25 protein-coding genes are annotated in these 19,017 nt (G+C 63.0%); all 25 read right to left on the reverse strand.

The window, feature by feature from the left end:
• Positions 1-25: 25 nt before the first annotated feature.
• Positions 26-1,915, reverse strand: coding sequence for an MFS transporter (locus YU3_RS0134140; protein ID WP_027170342.1), 1,890 nt, complete (start codon positions 1,913-1,915; stop codon positions 26-28).
• A 248-nt stretch (positions 1,916-2,163) separates the two neighbouring features.
• The gene (locus YU3_RS0134145; RefSeq protein ID WP_027170343.1) at positions 2,164-2,955 is read right to left on the reverse strand and encodes an ATP12 family chaperone protein; all 792 of its coding nucleotides are present in this window, start codon (positions 2,953-2,955) and stop codon (positions 2,164-2,166) included.
• 69 nt (positions 2,956-3,024) lie between these two features.
• Positions 3,025-3,900 (reverse strand): DMT family transporter, encoded by an 876-nt coding sequence (locus YU3_RS0134150; RefSeq protein ID WP_051334216.1) that lies wholly within the window; start codon positions 3,898-3,900, stop codon positions 3,025-3,027.
• Positions 3,901-3,944: 44 nt separating this feature from the next.
• Positions 3,945-4,925, reverse strand: a complete 981-nt coding sequence (locus tag YU3_RS0134155) for an RluA family pseudouridine synthase (RefSeq protein ID WP_027170345.1) — start codon at positions 4,923-4,925, stop codon at positions 3,945-3,947.
• 122 nt (positions 4,926-5,047) lie between these two features.
• Positions 5,048-5,875, reverse strand: coding sequence for an aspartyl/asparaginyl beta-hydroxylase domain-containing protein (locus YU3_RS0134160; RefSeq protein ID WP_027170346.1), 828 nt, complete (start codon positions 5,873-5,875; stop codon positions 5,048-5,050).
• 204 nt (positions 5,876-6,079) lie between these two features.
• On the reverse strand, positions 6,080-7,390 hold the full coding sequence (locus tag YU3_RS0134165; protein WP_027170347.1) for a replication-associated recombination protein A: 1,311 nt from the start codon (positions 7,388-7,390) through the stop codon (positions 6,080-6,082).
• 39 nt (positions 7,391-7,429) lie between these two features.
• Positions 7,430-8,923 (reverse strand): DegQ family serine endoprotease, encoded by a 1,494-nt coding sequence (locus YU3_RS0134170; protein ID WP_027170348.1) that lies wholly within the window; start codon positions 8,921-8,923, stop codon positions 7,430-7,432.
• A gap of 191 nt (positions 8,924-9,114) precedes the next feature.
• The gene (rplQ, locus tag YU3_RS0134180) at positions 9,115-9,546 is read right to left on the reverse strand and encodes a 50S ribosomal protein L17 (protein WP_027170349.1); all 432 of its coding nucleotides are present in this window, start codon (positions 9,544-9,546) and stop codon (positions 9,115-9,117) included.
• Between the two features lie 103 nt (positions 9,547-9,649).
• Positions 9,650-10,660, reverse strand: a complete 1,011-nt coding sequence (locus YU3_RS0134185) for a DNA-directed RNA polymerase subunit alpha (RefSeq protein ID WP_027170350.1) — start codon at positions 10,658-10,660, stop codon at positions 9,650-9,652.
• A 96-nt stretch (positions 10,661-10,756) separates the two neighbouring features.
• Positions 10,757-11,146, reverse strand: coding sequence for a 30S ribosomal protein S11 (gene rpsK, locus YU3_RS0134190; protein ID WP_006205444.1), 390 nt, complete (start codon positions 11,144-11,146; stop codon positions 10,757-10,759).
• A gap of 157 nt (positions 11,147-11,303) precedes the next feature.
• Positions 11,304-11,672, reverse strand: coding sequence for a 30S ribosomal protein S13 (gene rpsM / locus YU3_RS0134195; protein WP_027170351.1), 369 nt, complete (start codon positions 11,670-11,672; stop codon positions 11,304-11,306).
• Between the two features lie 209 nt (positions 11,673-11,881).
• Positions 11,882-12,472 (reverse strand): adenylate kinase, encoded by a 591-nt coding sequence (locus YU3_RS0134200; protein WP_027170352.1) that lies wholly within the window; start codon positions 12,470-12,472, stop codon positions 11,882-11,884.
• Complete coding sequence (gene secY / locus YU3_RS0134205; RefSeq protein WP_027170353.1) at positions 12,469-13,809, reverse strand: preprotein translocase subunit SecY; 1,341 nt, start codon at positions 13,807-13,809, stop codon at positions 12,469-12,471. Before secY ends, YU3_RS0134200 begins: the two co-directional genes overlap by 4 nt.
• A gap of 191 nt (positions 13,810-14,000) precedes the next feature.
• Positions 14,001-14,474 (reverse strand): 50S ribosomal protein L15, encoded by a 474-nt coding sequence (gene rplO / locus YU3_RS0134210; protein ID WP_027170354.1) that lies wholly within the window; start codon positions 14,472-14,474, stop codon positions 14,001-14,003.
• Between the two features lie 22 nt (positions 14,475-14,496).
• A complete protein-coding gene (rpmD, locus tag YU3_RS0134215) occupies positions 14,497-14,694 on the reverse strand; it encodes a 50S ribosomal protein L30 (protein WP_027170355.1) in 198 nt (65 codons plus the stop codon).
• A gap of 25 nt (positions 14,695-14,719) precedes the next feature.
• On the reverse strand, positions 14,720-15,283 hold the full coding sequence (rpsE, locus tag YU3_RS0134220; protein ID WP_036260404.1) for a 30S ribosomal protein S5: 564 nt from the start codon (positions 15,281-15,283) through the stop codon (positions 14,720-14,722).
• Between the two features lie 77 nt (positions 15,284-15,360).
• Positions 15,361-15,723, reverse strand: coding sequence for a 50S ribosomal protein L18 (gene rplR / locus YU3_RS0134225; protein WP_027170356.1), 363 nt, complete (start codon positions 15,721-15,723; stop codon positions 15,361-15,363).
• 138 nt (positions 15,724-15,861) lie between these two features.
• Positions 15,862-16,395 carry a 50S ribosomal protein L6 gene (rplF, locus tag YU3_RS0134230; protein WP_027170357.1) on the reverse strand — a complete coding sequence of 178 codons (534 nt, stop codon included), beginning with the start codon at positions 16,393-16,395 and terminating at the stop codon, positions 15,862-15,864.
• Between the two features lie 90 nt (positions 16,396-16,485).
• Positions 16,486-16,884 carry a 30S ribosomal protein S8 gene (gene rpsH / locus YU3_RS0134235; RefSeq protein WP_027170358.1) on the reverse strand — a complete coding sequence of 133 codons (399 nt, stop codon included), beginning with the start codon at positions 16,882-16,884 and terminating at the stop codon, positions 16,486-16,488.
• Positions 16,885-16,896: 12 nt separating this feature from the next.
• Positions 16,897-17,202, reverse strand: coding sequence for a 30S ribosomal protein S14 (gene rpsN, locus YU3_RS0134240; RefSeq protein ID WP_027170359.1), 306 nt, complete (start codon positions 17,200-17,202; stop codon positions 16,897-16,899).
• A 26-nt stretch (positions 17,203-17,228) separates the two neighbouring features.
• Positions 17,229-17,807, reverse strand: coding sequence for a 50S ribosomal protein L5 (gene rplE / locus YU3_RS0134245; RefSeq protein WP_036260373.1), 579 nt, complete (start codon positions 17,805-17,807; stop codon positions 17,229-17,231).
• Complete coding sequence (rplX, locus tag YU3_RS0134250) at positions 17,800-18,114, reverse strand: 50S ribosomal protein L24 (RefSeq protein WP_027170361.1); 315 nt, start codon at positions 18,112-18,114, stop codon at positions 17,800-17,802. Before rplX ends, rplE begins: the two co-directional genes overlap by 8 nt.
• 12 nt (positions 18,115-18,126) lie before the next feature.
• Positions 18,127-18,495: a 50S ribosomal protein L14 gene (rplN, locus tag YU3_RS0134255; protein WP_006205457.1), complete on the reverse strand. Its 369-nt coding sequence runs from the start codon at positions 18,493-18,495 to the stop codon at positions 18,127-18,129.
• Between the two features lie 72 nt (positions 18,496-18,567).
• A complete protein-coding gene (gene rpsQ / locus YU3_RS0134260; RefSeq protein WP_027170362.1) occupies positions 18,568-18,807 on the reverse strand; it encodes a 30S ribosomal protein S17 in 240 nt (79 codons plus the stop codon).
• Between the two features lie 4 nt (positions 18,808-18,811).
• A complete protein-coding gene (rpmC, locus tag YU3_RS0134265) occupies positions 18,812-19,012 on the reverse strand; it encodes a 50S ribosomal protein L29 (RefSeq protein ID WP_027170363.1) in 201 nt (66 codons plus the stop codon).
• Between the last annotated feature and the right edge of the window lie 5 nt (positions 19,013-19,017).

The raw sequence follows: 19,017 nt of genomic DNA on the forward strand, positions 1-19,017 counted from the left end.
CTTTTCGTTGCAGAGGACCGATCGACTACTGCTTGGCGTGCAGATCGGTGCCGAGCGTATCCCTGACGAAGATCATGCCGATGATGAGCGACATTGCCGCGATGATCACCGGATACCAGAGACCGTAGTAGATATCGCCCTTATAGGCGCTGAGCGCGAACACCGTCGCCGGCAGCAGGCCGCCGAACCAACCGTTGCCGATGTGGTAGGGCAGCGACATGCCGGTGTAGCGGATGCGGGTCGGGAACATCTCGACCAGGATCGCGGCGATCGGCCCATAGACCATGGTCACGAACACCACCAGGATGAACAGGATGCCGATCGTCATCGGCCAGTTCACGGCCGCCGGGTCGGCGACCATCGCGAAGGGACCACCGCCCGGAATGTTGTAGACGGTGACTTCCGGCGCGCCGGCTGCCTCGTCCTTCGTCAGCAGCTTGTCGGCGATCGCCTTGTCGGCCGGAACCGTCGTCTTCTCGCCGCCGCGGATCGCCGCGGCATCGAGCTTCAGCTCCGGATTGGCCGCGATGAAGGCGTCGAGCTTCTGGTCCGGCACCTTGGCCGCGGCGCGCTTCAGCGGGTAGCCGCCATCCCGCAGCGACATGTTCACCGCCTTCTGGAAGGAGGCCTCCTTGGCCTTGGACTGATCGCCAGCGGCAACGGCGTCATAGGACTCCACCGTCTCGTTACCGACCTTGACCGTTGCCGCCGTTCCGGGTGCCGCCGTCGTGACGACGTCGTAAGGCACCGAGTTCTTGGTCAGGAACGAGGTCGCGATATCGCAGGATGTCGTGAACTTCGCCGTGCCGACCGGGTTGAACTGGAACCTGCAGTCGCCGGGGGCTGCGGTCACCGTCGCGCGGGTGTTCTGCTGGGCGGTGGCCAGAGCCGGATTAGCGGCCCAGGTGAGCGCCTTGAACAGCGGGAAGGTGCAGACGATACCCAAAGCCAGGCCGGCCATGATGATCGGCTTGCGGCCGATCTTGTCGGACAACCAGCCGAACACGACGAAGAAGATCGAGCCGATGGCAAGTGCGATCGCGATCATGATGTTGACCGACTGCGGTTCGACCTTCAGCACGTTTTGCAGGAAGAACAGCGCGTAGAACTGGCCGTTGTACCAGATCACGGCCTGGCCGGCGGTGAGGCCGAGCAGCGCCAGAAGCGCGATCTTGGCGTTCTTCCACTGCCCGAAGGCTTCCGTCAGCGGCGCCTTGGAGCCCTTGCCCTCGTCCTTCATGCGCTGGAAGGTCGGCGATTCCGAGAGCGACAGCCGGATCCAGATCGAGATGGCGAGTAGGACAAAGGAGACGATGAAGGGAATGCGCCAGCCCCAGGCGGCATAGGTTTCCTTGCTGAGCGAGCCCTGCACGATCAGGATGACGATCAGCGACAGGAACAGGCCGAGCGTCGCCGTGGTCTGGATCCAGGATGTGTAGTAGCCACGGCGGTCATTTGGCGCGTGCTCAGCGACATAGGTCGCCGCGCCGCCATATTCGCCGCCGAGCGCCAGGCCCTGCAGCATGCGCAGTCCGATCAGGATCACGGGAGCCAGGATGCCCAAGGTTGCGTAGCCAGGCAGCAAGCCGACAAGGAAGGTCGAAAGACCCATGATCGTCATGGTGACGAGAAAGGTATACTTGCGGCCGACGAGATCGCCGATGCGGCCGAAAAGCAGCGCGCCGAACGGACGCACAAGGAAACCGGCCGCAAAGGCCAGCAGCGCGAAGATGTTGCGCGTCGCCTCCGGAATCGCCGGACTGAAGAAGGTCGAGCCGATGAAGGCGGCCAGCGAACCGTAGAGATAGAAATCATACCATTCGAACACAGTGCCGAGCGATGAGGCGAAGATGACCTTCTTCTCCTCCCGCGTCATGCCGCGGCTGGTCCCGCCGGCGGTCGAAGCCATTGCCATTTATATATCCTCCCGTGAGATCCCGTCTGTCCTCGATGGCTGCGCGCCACCGTTCGCGCTCCTCCGAACGCGGACTCAAAAACGCAGCCATCGCGGGAAAAAATGACAGAAAGGGCAGGCGAAAGGCACCGCGACAATGGGATTATGACTTTGGTATTAGGTGCGCTGCGAAAGCGGCGCTGCGCTCAGAGCAATTCGGCGTTCGATAGAGTCGGGCGGAAAACCGCTGCCCACTTTCCTGGATTTGCCTAGGCCTGCAATGCCTCGATCAGGCTGACCGCCGCCATCATGTCGCGTTTGCGGGCCGAGCGGCGCGCGACGGCCTCTGCATCCTGGCCCCACTGCTCGATCTGCCAGTCCTCGTCGACATGGCCGGCGGCCCAGGCTTCCTCGCCGTCGAGCTCGCCGAAATCGACGGCCAGCGCCAGCAGCGCCGAACCGGTCAGCGCCGTCATGACATGGATGGCGGCCAGCCGCATCGGCTCGGAGCGCTGGCCAAGATGCGCGCCGATGACGGCGATGGCTTCGCGCGGCTGCTCGACATGGATGACGCCTTCGGCGAGGTTGAAGCGCGCGCCGAGGCGGCTGCGCACCCAGTCGAGCACCGGATCCCAGAGTTTGTTCTGACGGTCGACCAGGCCTTGCGGAGCGTCGGCCCGATAGCAGAGCAGATCGGCCGAGGCGAAGCGCAGGATATCCTCCAGCACCGCTTGCGGGTCGGAGGCGACGCCGTCGATGGCGGTGTTGACGAGGCGCATGACCGGCATCGTCACGGGATCGATGACCTCACCCTGAGCGCTGAATTCATCGGCCACCAGAGCGGCGGCCTTTTCGGTCGGCAGCACCATGACTGCCTTGCCCGGCGTCCGCACCGGCCTGCCGTCGAGATGCACGGCAAAGCCGTTTTCCACCGGAGCAACCGAAACGGCCTTGTAAAAACGCTTCGGCAGCGCCGTCTTCATCTGGATCTGGGCGCGGCGCACCGGATCCGGATCGGAAAGCAGTTTTCCGGCTTCGAGGTCTTCGAGGATGTCGCGCATGTCGAACTCCTTTGGAGCAATTCCAGGAAAAGTGTGAAGCCGTTTCCGTCCGGAATTGCGTCAAACTCTTTAGGGTGCGGGCTGCCTGCGCGCCGGCCGGTTGACGATGATCAGGCCGGCGGCAATCAGCGCCAGAGCCAGGAATATCCTGGTCGTCGGCGCCTCACCCAGAACCACCGCGCCGCACAAGACGCCGAACACCGGCGACAGGAAGGCGAAGCTCGACAGGCCGGACGCCGGGTAGCGCCGAAGCAACCAGAACCACAATACATAGGTGAAGGCCACGATATAGAAAGACTGGAACAGCAGCGCCAGCGTCGGCAAGGCTGCGACGGCACGGATCGGCGGGCCGGCCAAGGGCATCACCAGAACACCGACAACGGCAGCGCCGGCCAGTTGGTAGAGCAGCAACTTCTCGGCACTGGTCTCTACCAGTTTCGAACGCTTGATAACGATGCTGGTCGCTGCCCACAGGACGCCTGAACCCAGGCTGAGCAGATCGCCCATCAGGGTCGTGTCGGTGCCGGCGACGATGCCGTCCGAGAACACAGCCACAAGGCCGCAGAAGGCGAGAACAAGACCGGCGAGCTTGCGTGTGTTGATGCGTTCGCCGAGCAGGAAATGGCCACCGATCAGGACCCAGAACGGCATGGTGTTGACCAGCAGCGTGTTGCGGGCAACGGTCGTGTATTCGAGCCCGATATAGAGGCACAGGAACTCGACACCGAAGAGCACGCCGACGACGATGCCGGCGGTCAACGTTCCATCCGCTTCGAACAGCTTGATGCCGCGCAGCCGGCACCAGCCGAGCACGCAAAGCCCGCCGAGAAGGGAGCGTGCGATCGAGACGAAGACAGGGTCGTAGCCGGCATAGGAGATCTTGGCGGCGACGTAGTTCAGCCCCCAGGAGAAGGTCAGCCCGACCATGATGGCCGCCGCCGCCATGTCGACAGCGTCGCGGCGGTCCAATGCTGGCGCAGCAGCCACTGTCAGTCCTCCGCGTTCTGCTCGTCGAAGCCGATCAGGTTCCAGCTCTGGCGCATATGCGGCGGCATGGGCGCGGTGACGTCGATGACGCGTGTGTCCGGGTGCGGAATGATGATGCGGCGCGCATGCAGATGCAGGCGGTTCTGGATGCCGCCCGGGAAATCCCAGTTGGTGTCGGCCTCGAAATATTTGGGATCGCCGATGATCGGGCAGCCGATATGGGCGGCATGAACGCGAAGCTGGTGGGTACGGCCGGTATAAGGCTCCATCTCCAGCCAGGTCATCGTCTGCGCCGCCTGCTCGATGATGCGGTAGAAGGACACGGCGTGGTCGGCGCCTTTTTCACCATGCGCGGCAACGCGCACGCGGTCGCCGTCCTCAGTCGGCTCCTTGATCAGCCAGGTCGAGATCTTGTCCTCGCGCTTGGGCGGCACGCCCTTGACCAGCGCCCAATAGGTTTTCTTGGTCTCGCGCGCCCGGAAAGCCTCGGAGAGCTTCATGGCGGCAAGACGGGTGCGGGCAACGACCAGCACGCCGGACGTGTCGCGGTCGAGGCGGTGGACCAGGCGCGGCTTCTCGCCCTTCTGGCTGCGCCAGGCCTCCAGCATGTCGTCGACATTGCGGGTCACACCCGAGCCGCCCTGCACCGCCAAGCCGGCCGGCTTGTTGAAGACGAAGACTTTCGGGTCTTCGTACAGCAGCATCTTGGCCAGCACATCGGCATCGTCCTGGTTGCGGATCGAGTGGCCGGTGAGCGAAGCGTCGCCCTTCTTGTCGACCTCGATCGGCGGGATACGCACTGTCTGGCCAGGCTCGACGCGGGTATCGGCCTTCACCCGGCCGCCGTCGACCCGGACCTGGCCGGAGCGCAAGAGCTTCTGCAGGTGGCCGAAGCCTAGGCCCGGATAGTGGACCTTGAACCAGCGGTCGAGCCGCATGCCCGCCTCGCCGGCCTCCACCGTGATCTGTTCAACACCTGCCATGACTTCGCTTTTCCATTTGAAAGCGGGGCCATAGCACTAAGGCGGGCAGGTTGCGAGCCAAAGACCCAAACTCGAACAAAGATCACGCCAAAACGGCGTGTCTGGCACAGCAGACGCCAGGATCAGTTGGCGGCGGCCTTCGGCTTGGACGAGCCGATCATCTTCCAATTCTTGTAGAAGACGGAATTGATGCGCTCCACGCTCACCGAGACGACGGCGAGAAGGCCCGTGATCAGCTTCGGGAATGGAGACGGACGGATGATATCGACGAAGACGCAGTAGCGGCGGCCGTCATATTCGTTGACCGAGCGATGGAACAGCGTGTCGTCGAAGATGAACAGCGGGTTGTCGTACCAGTAGTTCTTCTTGCTGCCGCACTGGACGAAGATCTCGGCTTTCACCGGAATCAGATTGTAGAGGATGCGCAGGCTGAGCCGGAGCGGACCGAAATGCCAGGACGTGGATTCACGCTTGCTGAAAACGGATACCGCGATCGTCTTGATGTATTTGTAGTCCTTGTTGAATTCGGGAACGTTGTCAATTCTGTGCTTGCCGTACCACTGGTAGACATACATGCCGCGTCGGCCGGCGCCGAAATTGGCATCGATGTCGGCGATGATCTCGTCCTTGCGCGCCGTGAAGACGCCCAGGACCTCGTTGATCTCTCGCTGATAGTCCTCGGGGAATTGCTCGGGCTTCCAGACGCCGGGGTTGCGGTAGCAGAGAAGGTCGACGATCAGGTTGAACGGCGACAGCAGCCATGTGAACAGGCCATTGCCGAGGAAGTAGCGCTCGAACAGGTTCCGGTTCTTCTGGTCGTTGCGCATGACGTCGATCAGGCCGCAGACGACCCAGATCGCGGTCAGGATCGGGATGAAGTAGAAGGCGAGCGCGAGAACCACGACTGCAATCGCAGCCTTGCGAAGGGTCTTGACGGTTTGCTTTGTCATTGCGTTACGCGCGGGAGCGCGATCCTGTTCCATGAGCCAAATCACGGCAACCCCCGCCAGCCGTGCGTCTTGATAGGATTTTTTGTTTCCTGGCACAATGCCGTGGAATGGTACGGACGGTCGGCGAGCATAAATATTTGGAGTGAAGACCTCCACTTATTGCCATTGCACCGCGGGCGGGAAGCATGCGGACCGCCGGGGCGACTAGCTGTTGCGTTCGCCGCGCAGCTTTGCCCAGTATTCCAGCCGCTTGCGGATATCGCGCTCGAAACCGCGCTCCGGCGGATCGTAGAAAGTGTGCCGGCCCATCTTTTCGGGAAAATAGTCCTGGCCGGAGAACGCGTCCGGCTCGTCATGGTCGTAGCGATAGCCGGCGCCGTAATCCTCCTGCTTCATCAGCTTGGTCGGCGCATTGAGGATCTGTTTAGGCGGCAGCAGCGAGCCGAATTCCTTGGCGGCCGCGGTCGCCGCCTTGAAGGCAGTGTAGACAGCGTTCGATTTGGGCGCGGTGGCGAGGTAGACGGCAGCCTGGGCGAAGGCGAGTTCGCCTTCCGGCGAGCCAAGATAGTCATAGGCGTCCTTGGCCGCGTTGGCGATGACAAGCGCCTGAGGATCGGCGAGCCCGATATCCTCGACCGCCATGCGGACCAGCCGGCGGCCCAGATAGAGCGGATCCTCGCCGGCATCGAACATGCGGGCGAGGTAGTAAAGAGCGGCATCCGGATCGGAGCCACGCACCGATTTATGCAGCGCCGAGATCAGATTGTAGTGGCCGTCCTGGCCCTTATCGTAGATCGGCGCGCGGCGCTGGATGACGCGCTGCAGGCCTTCCGGGCCGAACACCTCGCCCTTTTTGGCGGCGCGCCAGACTTCCTCGGCCAGTGTCAGCGCGGCGCGGCCGTCGCCATCCGCCATGCGGATGAGCATGGCGCGCGCTTCTTCATCGAGCGGGAGCGCCCTGCCCTCGGTTTCTTCGGCACGCGCCAGAAGCTTGGCGATGCTTTCTTCGCCCAGCGATCGAAACACCAGCACGCGCGCGCGGGACAGAAGCGCGGCGTTCAGCTCGAAGGACGGGTTCTCCGTCGTGGCGCCGACCAGCACCACCGTGCCGTCTTCCATGACGGGGAGAAAGCCGTCCTGCTGGGCGCGGTTGAAGCGGTGGATCTCGTCCACGAAGAGCAGCGTCTGGCGGCCGTTGGTGCGTCTCAGCTTGGCGGCCTCGAAGACTTTCTTGAGATCCGCGACGCCTGAAAATACCGCCGAAATCTGCTCGAAGGCGAGATCGGTCTCGCCGGCCAAGAGCCGTGCCACCGTCGTCTTACCGGTGCCGGGCGGTCCCCAGAAGATCATCGAGCCGAGCGAGCCGGAATCGATCAGCCTGGTCAGCGCGCCATCGGGGCCGGTCAGATGCTCCTGCCCCACGACCTCGCCGAGGTTCTTCGGGCGCAGGCGATCGGCCAGCGGCCGCCCGGGCGGCGCCTTCTCCGGTTCATCGGAACTGAACAGATCGGCCATGCACGTCTTCGAACCTGGAGGACGATCGCTCGGATCGCCTCAATATCGCAGTACCTGGCGCAGTATCTGCCCGCCGCGCTCGACGGTAAAGCGCCACCAGCGCGTGTCCTGCTGGGCAACCTGTGCCAGCGTTGCCGCGGTGTCGATGGTGGTCCCGTTCACCTCACGCACGATATCGCCGGACTGGAAGCCGAAATCGGCGGCCGGCGAATCGCGGTTGATGTCGACGACCGTGACGCCCTTGAGATCGGTGCGCAGGCCAAGCCGCTGGGCAAGCCTGGGCGACAGTTCCGCGACCTTGGCGCCGGAAAAGGGGCTGCGGCCACGCAAAATCACCTCGCTGGGCTTGGCGCCTTCCGGCGCGCGCTCCAGCGGGATTTCCAGCGTCGCCTGCTGACCCTTGCTCAGCACGGCGAAGGTCGCCTTGGTGCCGATCGACAGCGTCGCCATGCGATAGTCGAGCGCTTCGATGCTTTCGACGGGCGTGTTGTTGAGCGACAGGATGACGTCACCGGCCTTCAGCCCAGCCTTGCCGGCAGGTCCCGCGGCGTCGACGGCCGACACCAATGCGCCGGTCGGCCTCTCCATGCCGAGCGATTCAGCGATCTGCGGCGTCACCAGTTCGAATTCCGCACCGATATAGGGCCGCTCGAAGAAATCGAGCCCGGCCTTGGCGGCGTCGGCAAAGGCGCGCACCATGTTCGAGGGAATGGCGAAGCCGATGCCGATCGAGCCGCCGCTGCGGCTGTAGATGGCCGTATTGATGCCGACCAGCTGGCCGCCCATGTTGATCAGCGCGCCGCCGGAATTGCCGGGATTGATGGCAGCGTCGGTCTGGACGAAATAGCCCGAATCCGAAACGCCGATATGGCTGCGGGCGAGCGCCGAGACAATGCCGCTGGTGGTGGTCTGGCCGACGCCGAACGGATTGCCGATCGCCAGCACAAGGTCGCCGACTTCGAGCGCGTCTGAATCGCCGATCGCGATCACCGGAAACGGCTTGTCGGCAGAAATCTTGAGCACCGCCAGATCGAGCGTCTCGTCCTTGAGCATGACTTTGGAGGTGAACTCACGTCCGTCCGCGGTCGCGACCTTCACCTCGTCGGCGTCCTTGATGACGTGGAAGTTGGTGACGATCACGCCGCTCGGATCGACCAGCACGCCCGAGCCCAGCGAAGACTGCGCGCGGGGCTGGGCACGGCCGAAGAATTCCTCGAAGAACGGGTCGCCTTCGAAGGGCGAAGTCACCTTTGCCGTCTGCGAGGCATAGACGTTGACGACTGCCGGCGCCGTCTGCTTGACCAGCGGCGCAAACGAGAGCTGTACCTCCTCGCGGCCGAACGGCACGCGCTTGTCGGGGCCGGACGTGCCGTTCTCGCCTTCCACACCATGCAGCAGATCGGTCAGCACATCGGAGAGGCCCGGATCGGCCGGCTTGGCGGCGTCCTCTGCCAGCGCCTGTCTTGCGGCCGGTGCCGCGGCGAAGACGGCCAGCGCGCAAACCGCAACAAGAAACAGTCGTTTGAGGTGCATTTTTCGAATCCTTCCAGATCGGGCGCCATTGTCCCGACGATTGTGCAGAATGAAAGGCTAATGCACACAAATGCGACACTTGTCGCGCAAAAGCATGCACGCAAGGACGAAAACGGCCCGCTGCTCGCCTATTCCGATAAACGCAAAAGGGGCCCGTAGGCCCCTTGAAGTCATTGACGAAAACGCTTGGCCTAGGCGGCCGCGGCTTCCTCATTGGCGCCTTCTGCTTCGAGGCGGGCGCGATCGCCGGCGCCTTTGGCCGAGGTGTCGCGGTCGACGAACTCGATCACGGCCATCGCGGCGTTGTCGCCATGGCGGAAGCCCGCCTTCATGATGCGCAGGTAGCCGCCATTGCGGGTGGCGTAGCGCGGAGCAATGGTCTCGAACAGGCGCTTGACGACGCCTTCGTTGCCGATCTGCGCGATCACCTGGCGGCGGGCGTGCAGGTCGCCGCGCTTACCGAGCGTCACCAGCTTCTCGACGATCGGACGCAGGTCCTTCGCCTTCGGCAGGGTGGTGACGATCTGCTCGTGCTCGATCAGCGAGACGGCGAGATTGGCGAACATCGACTTGCGATGGCTGATGCTGCGGGCGAACCGGCGGCCCTTAAAACCATGGCGCATGGCTCTTCTCCTTCTTCAGTTGTTCAAGAGGCCACGCCTCTGATGGTTTTCCGCATGACCGTCGGATCGAGCGGCTCGCGCCGCCGATCCTTGGAATTCATGCTCAATATTGGTCTTCGTAACGCTTAGCGAGGTCTTCGATGTTTTCCGGCGGCCAGTCCGGCACTTCCATGCCGAGATGGAGGCCCATGGCCGCCAGCACTTCCTTGATCTCGTTCAGCGACTTGCGGCCGAAGTTCGGGGTGCGCAGCATCTCGGCTTCGGTCTTCTGGATCAGGTCGCCGATATAGACGATGTTGTCGTTCTTGAGGCAGTTGGCCGAACGCACAGAAAGCTCGAGCTCGTCGACCTTCTTGAGCAGCGCCGGGTTGAAGGCGAGCTCGGTGACGGCCTCAGTGGCGACTTCCTTCTGCGGCTCGTCGAAGTTGACGAACAGGCCGAGCTGGTCCTGCAGGATGCGGGCGGCAAAAGCCACCGCGTCCTCGCCCGAGATCGAGCCGTTGGTCTCGATGGTCATGGTCAGCTTGTCGTAGTCGAGAACCTGGCCCTCGCGGGTGTTCTCGACCTTGTAGGAGACCTTCTTGACCGGCGAGTAGAGGCTATCGACCGGGATCAGGCCGATCGGCGCGTCCTCGGCGCGGTTGCGCTCGGCCGGCACATAGCCCTTGCCGGTATCGACGGTGAACTCCATGCGGATCTCGGCGCCCTCGTCCAGCGTGCAGATGACGTGGTCGGGGTTGAGGATCTCGACGTCGCCGACGGTCTGGATGTCGCCAGCGAGCACGGCGCCCGGGCCCTGCTTGCGCACGACCATGCGCTTGGGACCATCGCCTTCCATGCGGATGGCGATTTCCTTGATGTTTAGCACGATGTCGGTCACGTCCTCGCGCACGCCGGCGATGGACGAGAATTCATGCAGCACGCCGTCGATCTGCACGGCGGTCACAGCCGCGCCGCGCAGCGAAGACAGAAGCACGCGCCGTAGCGCGTTGCCCAGCGTCAGGCCAAAGCCGCGTTCGAGCGGCTCGGCCACCAGCGTGGTCAGCGTCTTCTTCTTCGACGAGAACTCGATCTTGTTCGGCTTGATCAGTTCTTGCCAATTTTTCTGGATCATAATGTTTCCTTCCTTTGCCCCGCCACCATCCAATCGTGGCGAGCGACACGGAAAACCGCGGAGGAACGCCCTGGCGTTCGCGCGGCGCTCTAAAAATTAGACGCGACGCTTCTTGCGCGGACGGCAGCCATTGTGCGGGATCGGCGTCACGTCACGGATCGAGGTGATGGTGAAGCCGGCGGCCTGCAGCGCGCGCAGCGCCGATTCACGACCGGAGCCGGGTCCGCAGACCTCGACCTCGAGCATGCGCATGCCGTGTTCCTGCGCCTTCTTGGCAACGTCTTCGGCGGCCATCTGGGCAGCGAACGGGGTCGACTTGCGCGAACCCTTGAAGCCCTGCGCACCGGCCGACGACCAGGCAATCGAATTGCCCTGCGCGTCGGTGATGGTGATCATGGTGTTGTTGAAGGTCGAATTGACGTGGGCAACGCCCGACGAGATGTTCTTGCGTTCGCGACGGCGAACACGAGCGGCTTCCTTGGCCATAATAGTCCTTTCAGTTGATCTCTACACCGCCGTAATGCCAGCGGCTCCACCCTTCGTAAGGGAGCAGGGGAATAGGGCAGCAAGGGAGTAGGGAAAGTGCGACCCGATTACGGGTTTTCCCTACTGCCTTACTCCCCTACTCCCTTATTCCCCCAAATTACTTCTTCTTGCCGGCGATCGCCTTGGCCGGGCCCTTGCGGGTGCGCGCATTGGTATGCGTGCGCTGGCCGCGGACCGGCAGCGAGCGGCGGTGACGCAGGCCGCGGTAGCAGCCGAGGTCCATGAGCCGCTTGATGTTCATCGAGACTTCGCGGCGCAGGTCGCCCTCGACCTGGTAGTCGCGGTCGATCGTCTCGCGGATCTGCAGCACTTCCGCGTCGGTCAGCTGGTTGACGCGGCGGTCCGCCGGGATGCCGACCTTGTCGACGATCTCCTGGGCAAACTTCTTGCCGATGCCGTGAATGTACTGAAGTGCAATGACGACGCGCTTGTTGGTCGGAATGTTGACGCCGGCTATACGAGCCATTTTCTTCTCTTTCTCCATATGGGCCGGATATGCCGGCGCTATCGAAGTTGCCCCGCGTCCGGTGGAGGCCGGCCCTTGCGAGGGTTTCCTGGTTCAAAGCGACCGCTTTGCCCGCAAGGGCAAGCAAAGTCCATGCCTGATAGGAAGACGGGCCGCCATACCCCAACGGCCCAGTCCAGTCAAGCGCAATCTTTAATTGCCGGCCCGGCTTACTTCACCGCAGCCGCGAGCACCTTGCCGATCTCGACGGTCACGGCATCAATACTCGCCATGCCATCGACCGTCTTGAGCTTGCCTTTGGCGTAGTAGTAGCCAATCAGCGGCGCCGTCTTCTTGTAGTATTCGCGCAGGCGTCCTTCGAACACCGCCGGGTTGTCGTCCTTGCGCACCGGCTGGCCGGCGGCCTTGGCATCATCGGCGCGCTTGACGATTCGCCCGACCAGAGCCTTGTCGTCGACGACGAGCTCGATGACGGTGTCGAGCGCGATGCCACGCTCGGCGAGCATGGCTTCGACCGCGTCGGCCTGGACCAGCGTGCGCGGATAGCCGTCGAGAATGAAACCCCTGGCGCAATCCGGCTGATCGATGCGTTCGGCGACGATGGCGTTGACGATCGCATCCGAGACCAGCTCACCGGCATCCATCACCGCCTTGGCGCGCTTGCCGACCTCGGTCCCGGCCTGGACGGCGGCACGCAGCATGTCACCCGTCGAGAGCTGGGGTATGCCATGTTTTTCTACCAGTCTTTGTGCTTGCGTCCCCTTGCCCGCTCCTGGCGGCCCAAGCAATATCAGCCTCATCTGCTCCTCTTCCCCCCGCGCAACTTCGACTTCTTGATCAGGCCCTCATACTGGTGCGCGATCAGGTGACCCTGAATCTGCGCCACCGTGTCGAGCGTGACACTGACCACGATCAGAAGCGATGTGCCACCGAGGTAGAAAGGTACGCCAGTCGCCGAAATCAGGAACTCCGGCAGCAGGCAGACCAGCACCAGGTAGATGGCGCCGATGACGGTGATACGCGTCAGAACATAGTCGATATAGTCGGCGGTGCGCTCGCCCGGACGATAGCCCGGGATGAAGCCGGAGTGCTTCTTGAGCTGGTCGGCCGTGTCCTTCGGGTTGAAGACGATCGCCGTGTAGAAGAAGGCGAAGAAGACGATCATGCCTGCATAAAAGATCATGTAGAGCGGCTGGCCGTGGCCGAGCGAGGCCAGGATGGTGCTTGCCCAGGCCGGCAGGTTGGTCGACTGCGAGAAGCCCGCTACCGTCGCCGGCAGCAGCAGCAGCGAGGACGCGAAGATCGGCGGGATGACGCCCGAGGTGTTGAGCTTCAGCGGCAGGTGCGAGGTGTCGCCCTGGAACATGCGGTTGCCGACCTGGCGCTTCGGATACTGGATGAGCAGGCGGCGCTGGGCGCGCTCGAAGAAAACGATCAGCGCGATGACGATGATCGCCAGCACGATGATCGCCAGGATCAGGCCTGTCGACAGCGCGCCGGTGCGGCCAAGCTCCAGCGTTCCGGAGATCGCCCGCGGCAGGCCGGCGACGATGCCGGAGAAGATGATCAGCGAAATGCCGTTGCCGATGCCGCGCGCGGTGATCTGCTCGCCGAGCCACATCAGGAACATGGTGCCGCCGACCAGCGTGACGACGGTCGAGATGCGGAAGAACATGCCGGGATCGTTGACGATGCCGTTGCCGCCTTCGAGGCCGACCGAAATGCCGTAGGCCTGGATCAGCGCCAGAAGCACGGTGCCGTAGCGCGTGTACTGATTGATGATCTTGCGGCCCTGCTCGCCTTCCTTCTTCAGCGCTTCCAGCGACGGGATGACCGACGTCATCAGCTGCATGATGATGGAGGCGGAGATGTAGGGCATGATGCCCAGCGCAAAGATCGCCATGCGCTGCACCGCGCCGCCGGCAAACATGTTGAACATGCCGAGTACGCCCTTGCTCTGCGAGGAGAAGGCCTGGGCGAAAGCGTCGGGGTTGATGCCGGGAAGCGGGATATAGGTGCCGAGGCGATAGACAAGCAGCGCGCCGATGGTGAACCAGATGCGCTTCTTGAGATCCTCGGCCTTGGCGAAGGCCGCGAAATTCAGATTGGAGGCTAGTTGTTCAGCAGCCGAAGCCATGCCTGATTCTCCGCTAGATCACGCTCGATGCCCGCAGCTCAGGCGGCGCGTGTCACCGAAGCTCACGAGATAAGCTCCGGACCGTGAACATGCAAGCGGCCGCGTCGACGCGGCCGCCCAATTCAACTGATCAAAGCGCGCTCCGACGGAAAATGCGAAGTCATTCCCGCCAGCCGCGCTTCAAATCGCCGTTACTCGGCGGCGGCCGCTTCCGGCAGCTTCACCGAACCGCCGGCCTTCTCGATCTTCTCGATCGCGGCCTTGGAGGCGCCGGCGACGTCGAAGGAGAGCTTGGCCTTGAGCTCGCCGTCGGACAGCACGCGCACGCCGTCCTTGGCGCGGCGGATGACGCCGGCAGCGATGAGCGCCTCGACAGTCACTGTCTCCTTGGCGTCGAGCTTCTTGGCGTCGATGGCCGCCTGGATCCTGGCCAGCGACACGACGTTGAAGCTCTTGGCGAAGATGTTGTTGAAGCCACGCTTCGGCAGGCGCCGGTAGAGCGGCATCTGGCCACCCTCGAAGCCGTTGATGGCAACGCCCGAGCGTGCCTTCTGGCCCTTGACGCCGCGACCGGCGGTCTTGCCGGAGCCGGAGCCGATGCCGCGGCCGAGGCGCTTCTTGGAGTGCGTGGCGCCGTCCTTGTCACGCAGATCGTTGAGTTTCATGTTGCTTCTCCTGCGCTTCCGTTCAGGCCTCGTCCACGACGCGGACGAGGTGCTGGACGGCAGCGATCATGCCACGCACGGAAGGGGTATCTTCCAGCGTGCGCCGCTTGTGCATCTTGTTCAGGCCGAGGCCGACCAGCGTCGCGCGCTGCTCTTTCGGCCGGCGGATCGGAGAGCCGATCTGCTCGACGGTGATGGTCTTGGTAGCTTTCTTGGCCATGGTCGAAATCCCTGGTCAGCGTCGACTATTCTTCAGCCGCAACGGCGGTGCCGCGGCGGGCCTGAAGGGTCGAGTACTTGATGCCGCGCGCGGCAGCCACATCCTTGGGATGCATCTGGCTCTTCAGCGCGTCGAAGGTGGCGCGAACCATGTTGTAGGGGTTCGACGAACCCATCGACTTGGCGACCACGTCATGCATGCCGAGCGTCTCGAAGACGGCGCGCATCGGGCCGCCGGCGATGATGCCGGTACCCTGCTTGGCAGCGCGCAGCAGAACGCGTCCAGCGCCCCAACGGCCCTCGACGTCGTGATGCAGCGTACGGCCCGAGCGCAGCGGCACGAAGATCATGTCGCGCTTGGCCGACTCGGTCGCCTTGCGGATCGCTTCCGGCACTTCGCGCGCCTTGCCGTGGCCGAAGCCGACGCGGCCCTTCTGGTCGCCGACGACGACAAGAGCGGCGAAGCCGAAGCGACGACCACCCTTCACCACCTTGGCGACGCGGTTGATGTGGACCAGCTTGTCCACCATGCCGTCGTCGCGCTCTTCACGCTCGCGGCCGCGGCCGCCGTCCCTACGTTCCTGTGCCATATCCTGTTCCTTGTTCTTTTCCGGAAGCACGGGTTGCTGTTTGCCGGCGCCTCATTCGGGTCGCCGACGGCGATAAATCAGAAGCTGAGTCCACCCTCGCGGGCAGCCTCGGCCAGCGCCTTGACGCGGCCATGATAGATGTACGGGCCACGGTCGAAGACGACTTCCTTGACGCCGGCCTTCGTGGCGCGCTCGGCGATCAGCTTGCCGACCGCTGCGGCGGCGGCGGTGTCAGCGCCGGTCTTGAGCGAACCCTTGAGGTCCTTCTCGAGCGTCGAGGCGGCGGCCAGCGTGTGGCCGTTGGCATCGTCGATGACCTGAACGTAGATGTTCTTCGAGGTGCGGTGCACCGAAAGCCGCGGACGCTCGCCGGCGACCTTCTTCAGCTGGCGGCGCACGCGCTGCGCGCGGCGCTGGATGGTTTCTTTGGGGCTTGCCATAATGTCAGTTCCTTGCCTTCAGAAAACGGGGGCAACCCTGTGCGGTAGGCCAGGCCTCCCGCGGCCGCTCCCCGCGGCGTTACACTTCTCTGGCCTGGCCCTTTCCGAAAAGTCTGCAACTTTTCGGGGCCAAGCCTATTACTTCTTCTTGCCTTCCTTGCGGACGATCTTCTCGCCGGCATAGCGCACGCCCTTGCCCTTGTAGGGCTCCGGACCGCGATATTCGCGGATCTCGGCGGCGACCTGGCCGACCTGCTGCTTATCGATGCCGGTGATCGTGATTTCGGTCGGCTTCGGCACCGTGATCGTGATGCCCTGGGGCGTCTCATAGACCACGTCGTGGCTGAAGCCGAGCGCGAGCTGCAGGTTCTTGCCCTGCAGCGCCGCACGATATCCGACGCCGGTGATCTCGAGCTTCTTCTCGAAGCCGTCCTTCACGCCCTGCAGGATGTTGACGATCTGCGTGCGCGACATGCCCCACTTGGAGCGGGCCGCCTTGGTCTGGTCGCGCGGCTGGACAGCAATCTCGCTGCCCTCCATCTTGACCAGCACTTCGTCGTTGACCACGAATTTCAGCTCACCCTTGGGGCCCTTCGCCGTCACGGTCTGGCCGTTGACGGTCGCGGTCACACCCTGCGGCAGCGAAACGGGTTTCTTTCCGATACGAGACATTTTGTTGTCCTCGTCACTTCTTTTGTTTCAATTCCAGTTCCCGGGCGCGGTCCCAAGAACCGAAGCCCATTCATTCAATCTCATGCCCGATCAGAAGATCTGGCAGAGGATCTCGCCGCCGACATTCTGCTCGCGCGCCTCATGGTCGGCCATGACGCCCTTCGGCGTCGAAAGAATGGCGATGCCGAGACCGTTGGCGACGTGCGGGATCGACTTGGCCGAGACATAGACGCGGCGGCCAGGCTTCGAGACGCGCGCAATTTCGCGCACGACCGGAGCGCCGTCGAAATACTTCAGCTCGATCTCGATTTCGGACTTGCCGTTTTCAAAATCGGTCTGGCTGTAGTCGCGGATGTAGCCTTCCGACTTCAGCACTTCGAGGACGCGGGCGCGCAGACGCGAGGCCGGGGTCGAAACGCTCGACTTCTTACGGCCATAGGCGTTGCGGATGCGGGTCAGCATATCGCCGAGAGGATCGCTCAATGACATCTCAGTGTCTCCTTACCAGCTCGACTTGACCAGGCCCGGGATCTGGCCGGTATTGCCCAGATCGCGAAGCGCGATACGCGAAACTTTGAGCTTGCGATAATAGGCGCGCGGGCGGCCCGTGACTTCGCAGCGGTTGCGGATACGGATCTTGGCCGAGTTGCGCGGCAGCGCCGAAAGCTTCAACTGGGCGCGAAAACGCTCTTCCATCGGCTGGGACTGATCCATGATGATGGCCTTGAGCGCCGTGCGCTTGGCGGCGTACTGATCGGCGAGCTTGCGGCGCCGGTTGTTCTTCTCGACTGAGCTGGTCTTTGCCATTTCAGATGTTTCCTTTTTCGCTGCCGTTACTGGCGGAAGGGGAAGTTGAAGGCCTTGAGCAGAGCTCTCGCCTCGTCGTCCGTCTTCGCCGTCGTACAAACGATGACGTCCATGCCCCAGACCTGATCAACCTTGTCGTAGTTGATCTCCGGGAACACGATGTGTTCCTTGATGCCCATGGCATAGTTGCCACGGCCGTCAAAGCTCTTCGGGTTCAGCCCGCGGAAGTCGCGAACGCGCGGCAGCGCGATGTTCACGAGGCGGTCAAGGAACTCGTACATGCGTTCCTTGCGCAACGTGACCTTGGCGCCGATCGGCATATTCTCGCGCACCTTGAACCCGGCAATCGAGTTGCGGGCACGGGTGACGACGGCCTTCTGGCCGGCGATCATCGCGAGATCCTCGGCCGCGACCGAGGGCTTCTTGGAGTCTGCGGTTGCCTCACCGACACCCATGTTCAGCACGATCTTGTCGATGCGCGGAACCTGCATGTCGTTGTCGTAACCGAACTGCTCCTGCATCGCCTTGCGGATGGTCTCGTTGTAGACCTTCTTGAGGCGGGGCTCGTTCTTGGCAGTTGCCTGCTTGGTTTCAGCCTTAGCCATTGATGACTTCTCCCGAACGCTTGGCGACGCGCACCTTCTTGCCATCCTTCTGGATGGTGAAGCCGACGCGGGTCGGCTTGCCGTCCTTGGGGTCGGCCAGCGCGATGTTCGACAGGTGGATCGGCGCTTCCTTGGTGATGATCCCGCCCTCTTGGGCCTGGGTCTGCTTCTGGTGACGGCGAATGAGGTTCACGCCGCGGACGAGCGCGGTGTCTTCCTTCGGCTGCACCGACAGGACTTCGCCCGAACGGCCCTTGTCCTTGCCGGCAAGCACGACGACCTTGTCGCCTTTTTTGATCTTTTGCATTGGTCCGGCTCCTTACAGCACTTCAGGCGCGAGCGAGATGATCTTCATGTGGTTCTTGGCGCGAAGCTCGCGCGGAACCGGTCCGAAGATACGGGTGCCGATCGGCTCTTTCTTGTTGTCGACGAGAACGGCCGCGTTCTTGTCGAAACGGATCACGCTGCCGTCCGGGCGGCGGATGTCCTTGGCCGTGCGAACCACGACCGCCTTCATCACATCGCCCTTCTTAACGCGGCCGCGCGGAATGGCTTCCTTGATCGACACCACGATGATGTCGCCGACGGAGGCATACTTCCGCTTCGAGCCGCCCAGCACCTTGATGCACATGACACGACGGGCGCCGGAATTGTCCGCGACGTCGAGGTTTGTTTGCATCTGAATCATGACTGGCCGCCTTCTTCTTTTCTAACGGGACAGGCGCAAAGCCCCTCCCCGGTCTGTCCAAAATTCGTTTGTTTACGCCTGATCCGAAGTGACGACGATCCAGCGCTTGTCCTTGGAAATCGGCTTCGATTCCTGGATGAACACCTGGTCGCCGACCTTGTGGGCGTTGTTCTCGTCGTGCGCCTTGTACTTCTTGGTCATGCGCACGGTCTTCTTCATCACGGGATGCGTGAAGCGCCGTTCGACCTTGACGACGACCGTCTTCTCGTTCTTGTCGCTGACGACGGTGCCCTGCAGAATGCGCTTTGGCATGGTCTTAACCCTTCTTGGCCGCGGCTTTTTGCGCGGCGATGGTCTTGATGCGCGCGATGTCCCTGCGGACCTGCTTTACGCGCGCGGTCTTCTCGAGCTGGCCGGTGGCCTTCTGGAAGCGCAGGTTGAACTGCTCCTTCTTCAGATTGGCCAGGTCGTCGGTCAGCTGGTCCTGGGTCTTGGTCCGGATGTCTTCGGCTTTCATGATTC

Source organism: Mesorhizobium sp. WSM3224, assembly GCF_000427725.1.
Classification (GTDB): domain Bacteria; phylum Pseudomonadota; class Alphaproteobacteria; order Rhizobiales; family Rhizobiaceae; genus Mesorhizobium.

Coding starts and splice junctions, on each gene's coding strand:
- YU3_RS0134170 (WP_027170348.1), bottom strand. CDS start 8,923: ATGCACCTCAAACGACTGTTTCTTGTTGCGGTTTGCGCGCTGGCCGTC.
- rpsH (WP_027170358.1), bottom strand. CDS start 16,884: ATGTCATTGAGCGATCCTCTCGGCGATATGCTGACCCGCATCCGCAAC.
- rplR (WP_027170356.1), bottom strand. CDS start 15,723: ATGGCAAGCCCCAAAGAAACCATCCAGCGCCGCGCGCAGCGCGTGCGC.
- YU3_RS0134185 (WP_027170350.1), bottom strand. CDS start 10,660: ATGATCCAGAAAAATTGGCAAGAACTGATCAAGCCGAACAAGATCGAG.
- YU3_RS0134160 (WP_027170346.1), bottom strand. CDS start 5,875: ATGACAAAGCAAACCGTCAAGACCCTTCGCAAGGCTGCGATTGCAGTC.
- rplO (WP_027170354.1), bottom strand. CDS start 14,474: ATGAAACTCAACGATCTGCGTGACAAGGACGGCGCCACGCACTCCAAG.
- secY (WP_027170353.1), bottom strand. CDS start 13,809: ATGGCTTCGGCTGCTGAACAACTAGCCTCCAATCTGAATTTCGCGGCC.
- rplF (WP_027170357.1), bottom strand. CDS start 16,395: ATGTCTCGTATCGGAAAGAAACCCGTTTCGCTGCCGCAGGGTGTGACC.
- YU3_RS0134200 (WP_027170352.1), bottom strand. CDS start 12,472: ATGAGGCTGATATTGCTTGGGCCGCCAGGAGCGGGCAAGGGGACGCAA.
- rplX (WP_027170361.1), bottom strand. CDS start 18,114: ATGCAAAAGATCAAAAAAGGCGACAAGGTCGTCGTGCTTGCCGGCAAG.
- rplE (WP_036260373.1), bottom strand. CDS start 17,807: ATGGCTAAGGCTGAAACCAAGCAGGCAACTGCCAAGAACGAGCCCCGC.
- YU3_RS0134155 (WP_027170345.1), bottom strand. CDS start 4,925: ATGGCAGGTGTTGAACAGATCACGGTGGAGGCCGGCGAGGCGGGCATG.
- rplN (WP_006205457.1), bottom strand. CDS start 18,495: ATGATTCAGATGCAAACAAACCTCGACGTCGCGGACAATTCCGGCGCC.
- rpmC (WP_027170363.1), bottom strand. CDS start 19,012: ATGAAAGCCGAAGACATCCGGACCAAGACCCAGGACCAGCTGACCGAC.
- rpsK (WP_006205444.1), bottom strand. CDS start 11,146: ATGGCCAAGGAAGCCGCTCGTGTTCGCCGTCGCGAACGCAAGAACATC.
- rpmD (WP_027170355.1), bottom strand. CDS start 14,694: ATGGCCAAGAAAGCTACCAAGACCATCACCGTCGAGCAGATCGGCTCT.
- rpsM (WP_027170351.1), bottom strand. CDS start 11,672: ATGGCTCGTATAGCCGGCGTCAACATTCCGACCAACAAGCGCGTCGTC.
- rpsE (WP_036260404.1), bottom strand. CDS start 15,283: ATGGCACAGGAACGTAGGGACGGCGGCCGCGGCCGCGAGCGTGAAGAG.
- YU3_RS0134150 (WP_051334216.1), bottom strand. CDS start 3,900: ATGGCGGCGGCGGCCATCATGGTCGGGCTGACCTTCTCCTGGGGGCTG.
- YU3_RS0134140 (WP_027170342.1), bottom strand. CDS start 1,915: ATGGCAATGGCTTCGACCGCCGGCGGGACCAGCCGCGGCATGACGCGG.
- rpsQ (WP_027170362.1), bottom strand. CDS start 18,807: ATGCCAAAGCGCATTCTGCAGGGCACCGTCGTCAGCGACAAGAACGAG.
- rpsN (WP_027170359.1), bottom strand. CDS start 17,202: ATGGCAAAGACCAGCTCAGTCGAGAAGAACAACCGGCGCCGCAAGCTC.
- rplQ (WP_027170349.1), bottom strand. CDS start 9,546: ATGCGCCATGGTTTTAAGGGCCGCCGGTTCGCCCGCAGCATCAGCCAT.
- YU3_RS0134165 (WP_027170347.1), bottom strand. CDS start 7,390: ATGGCCGATCTGTTCAGTTCCGATGAACCGGAGAAGGCGCCGCCCGGG.
- YU3_RS0134145 (WP_027170343.1), bottom strand. CDS start 2,955: ATGCGCGACATCCTCGAAGACCTCGAAGCCGGAAAACTGCTTTCCGAT.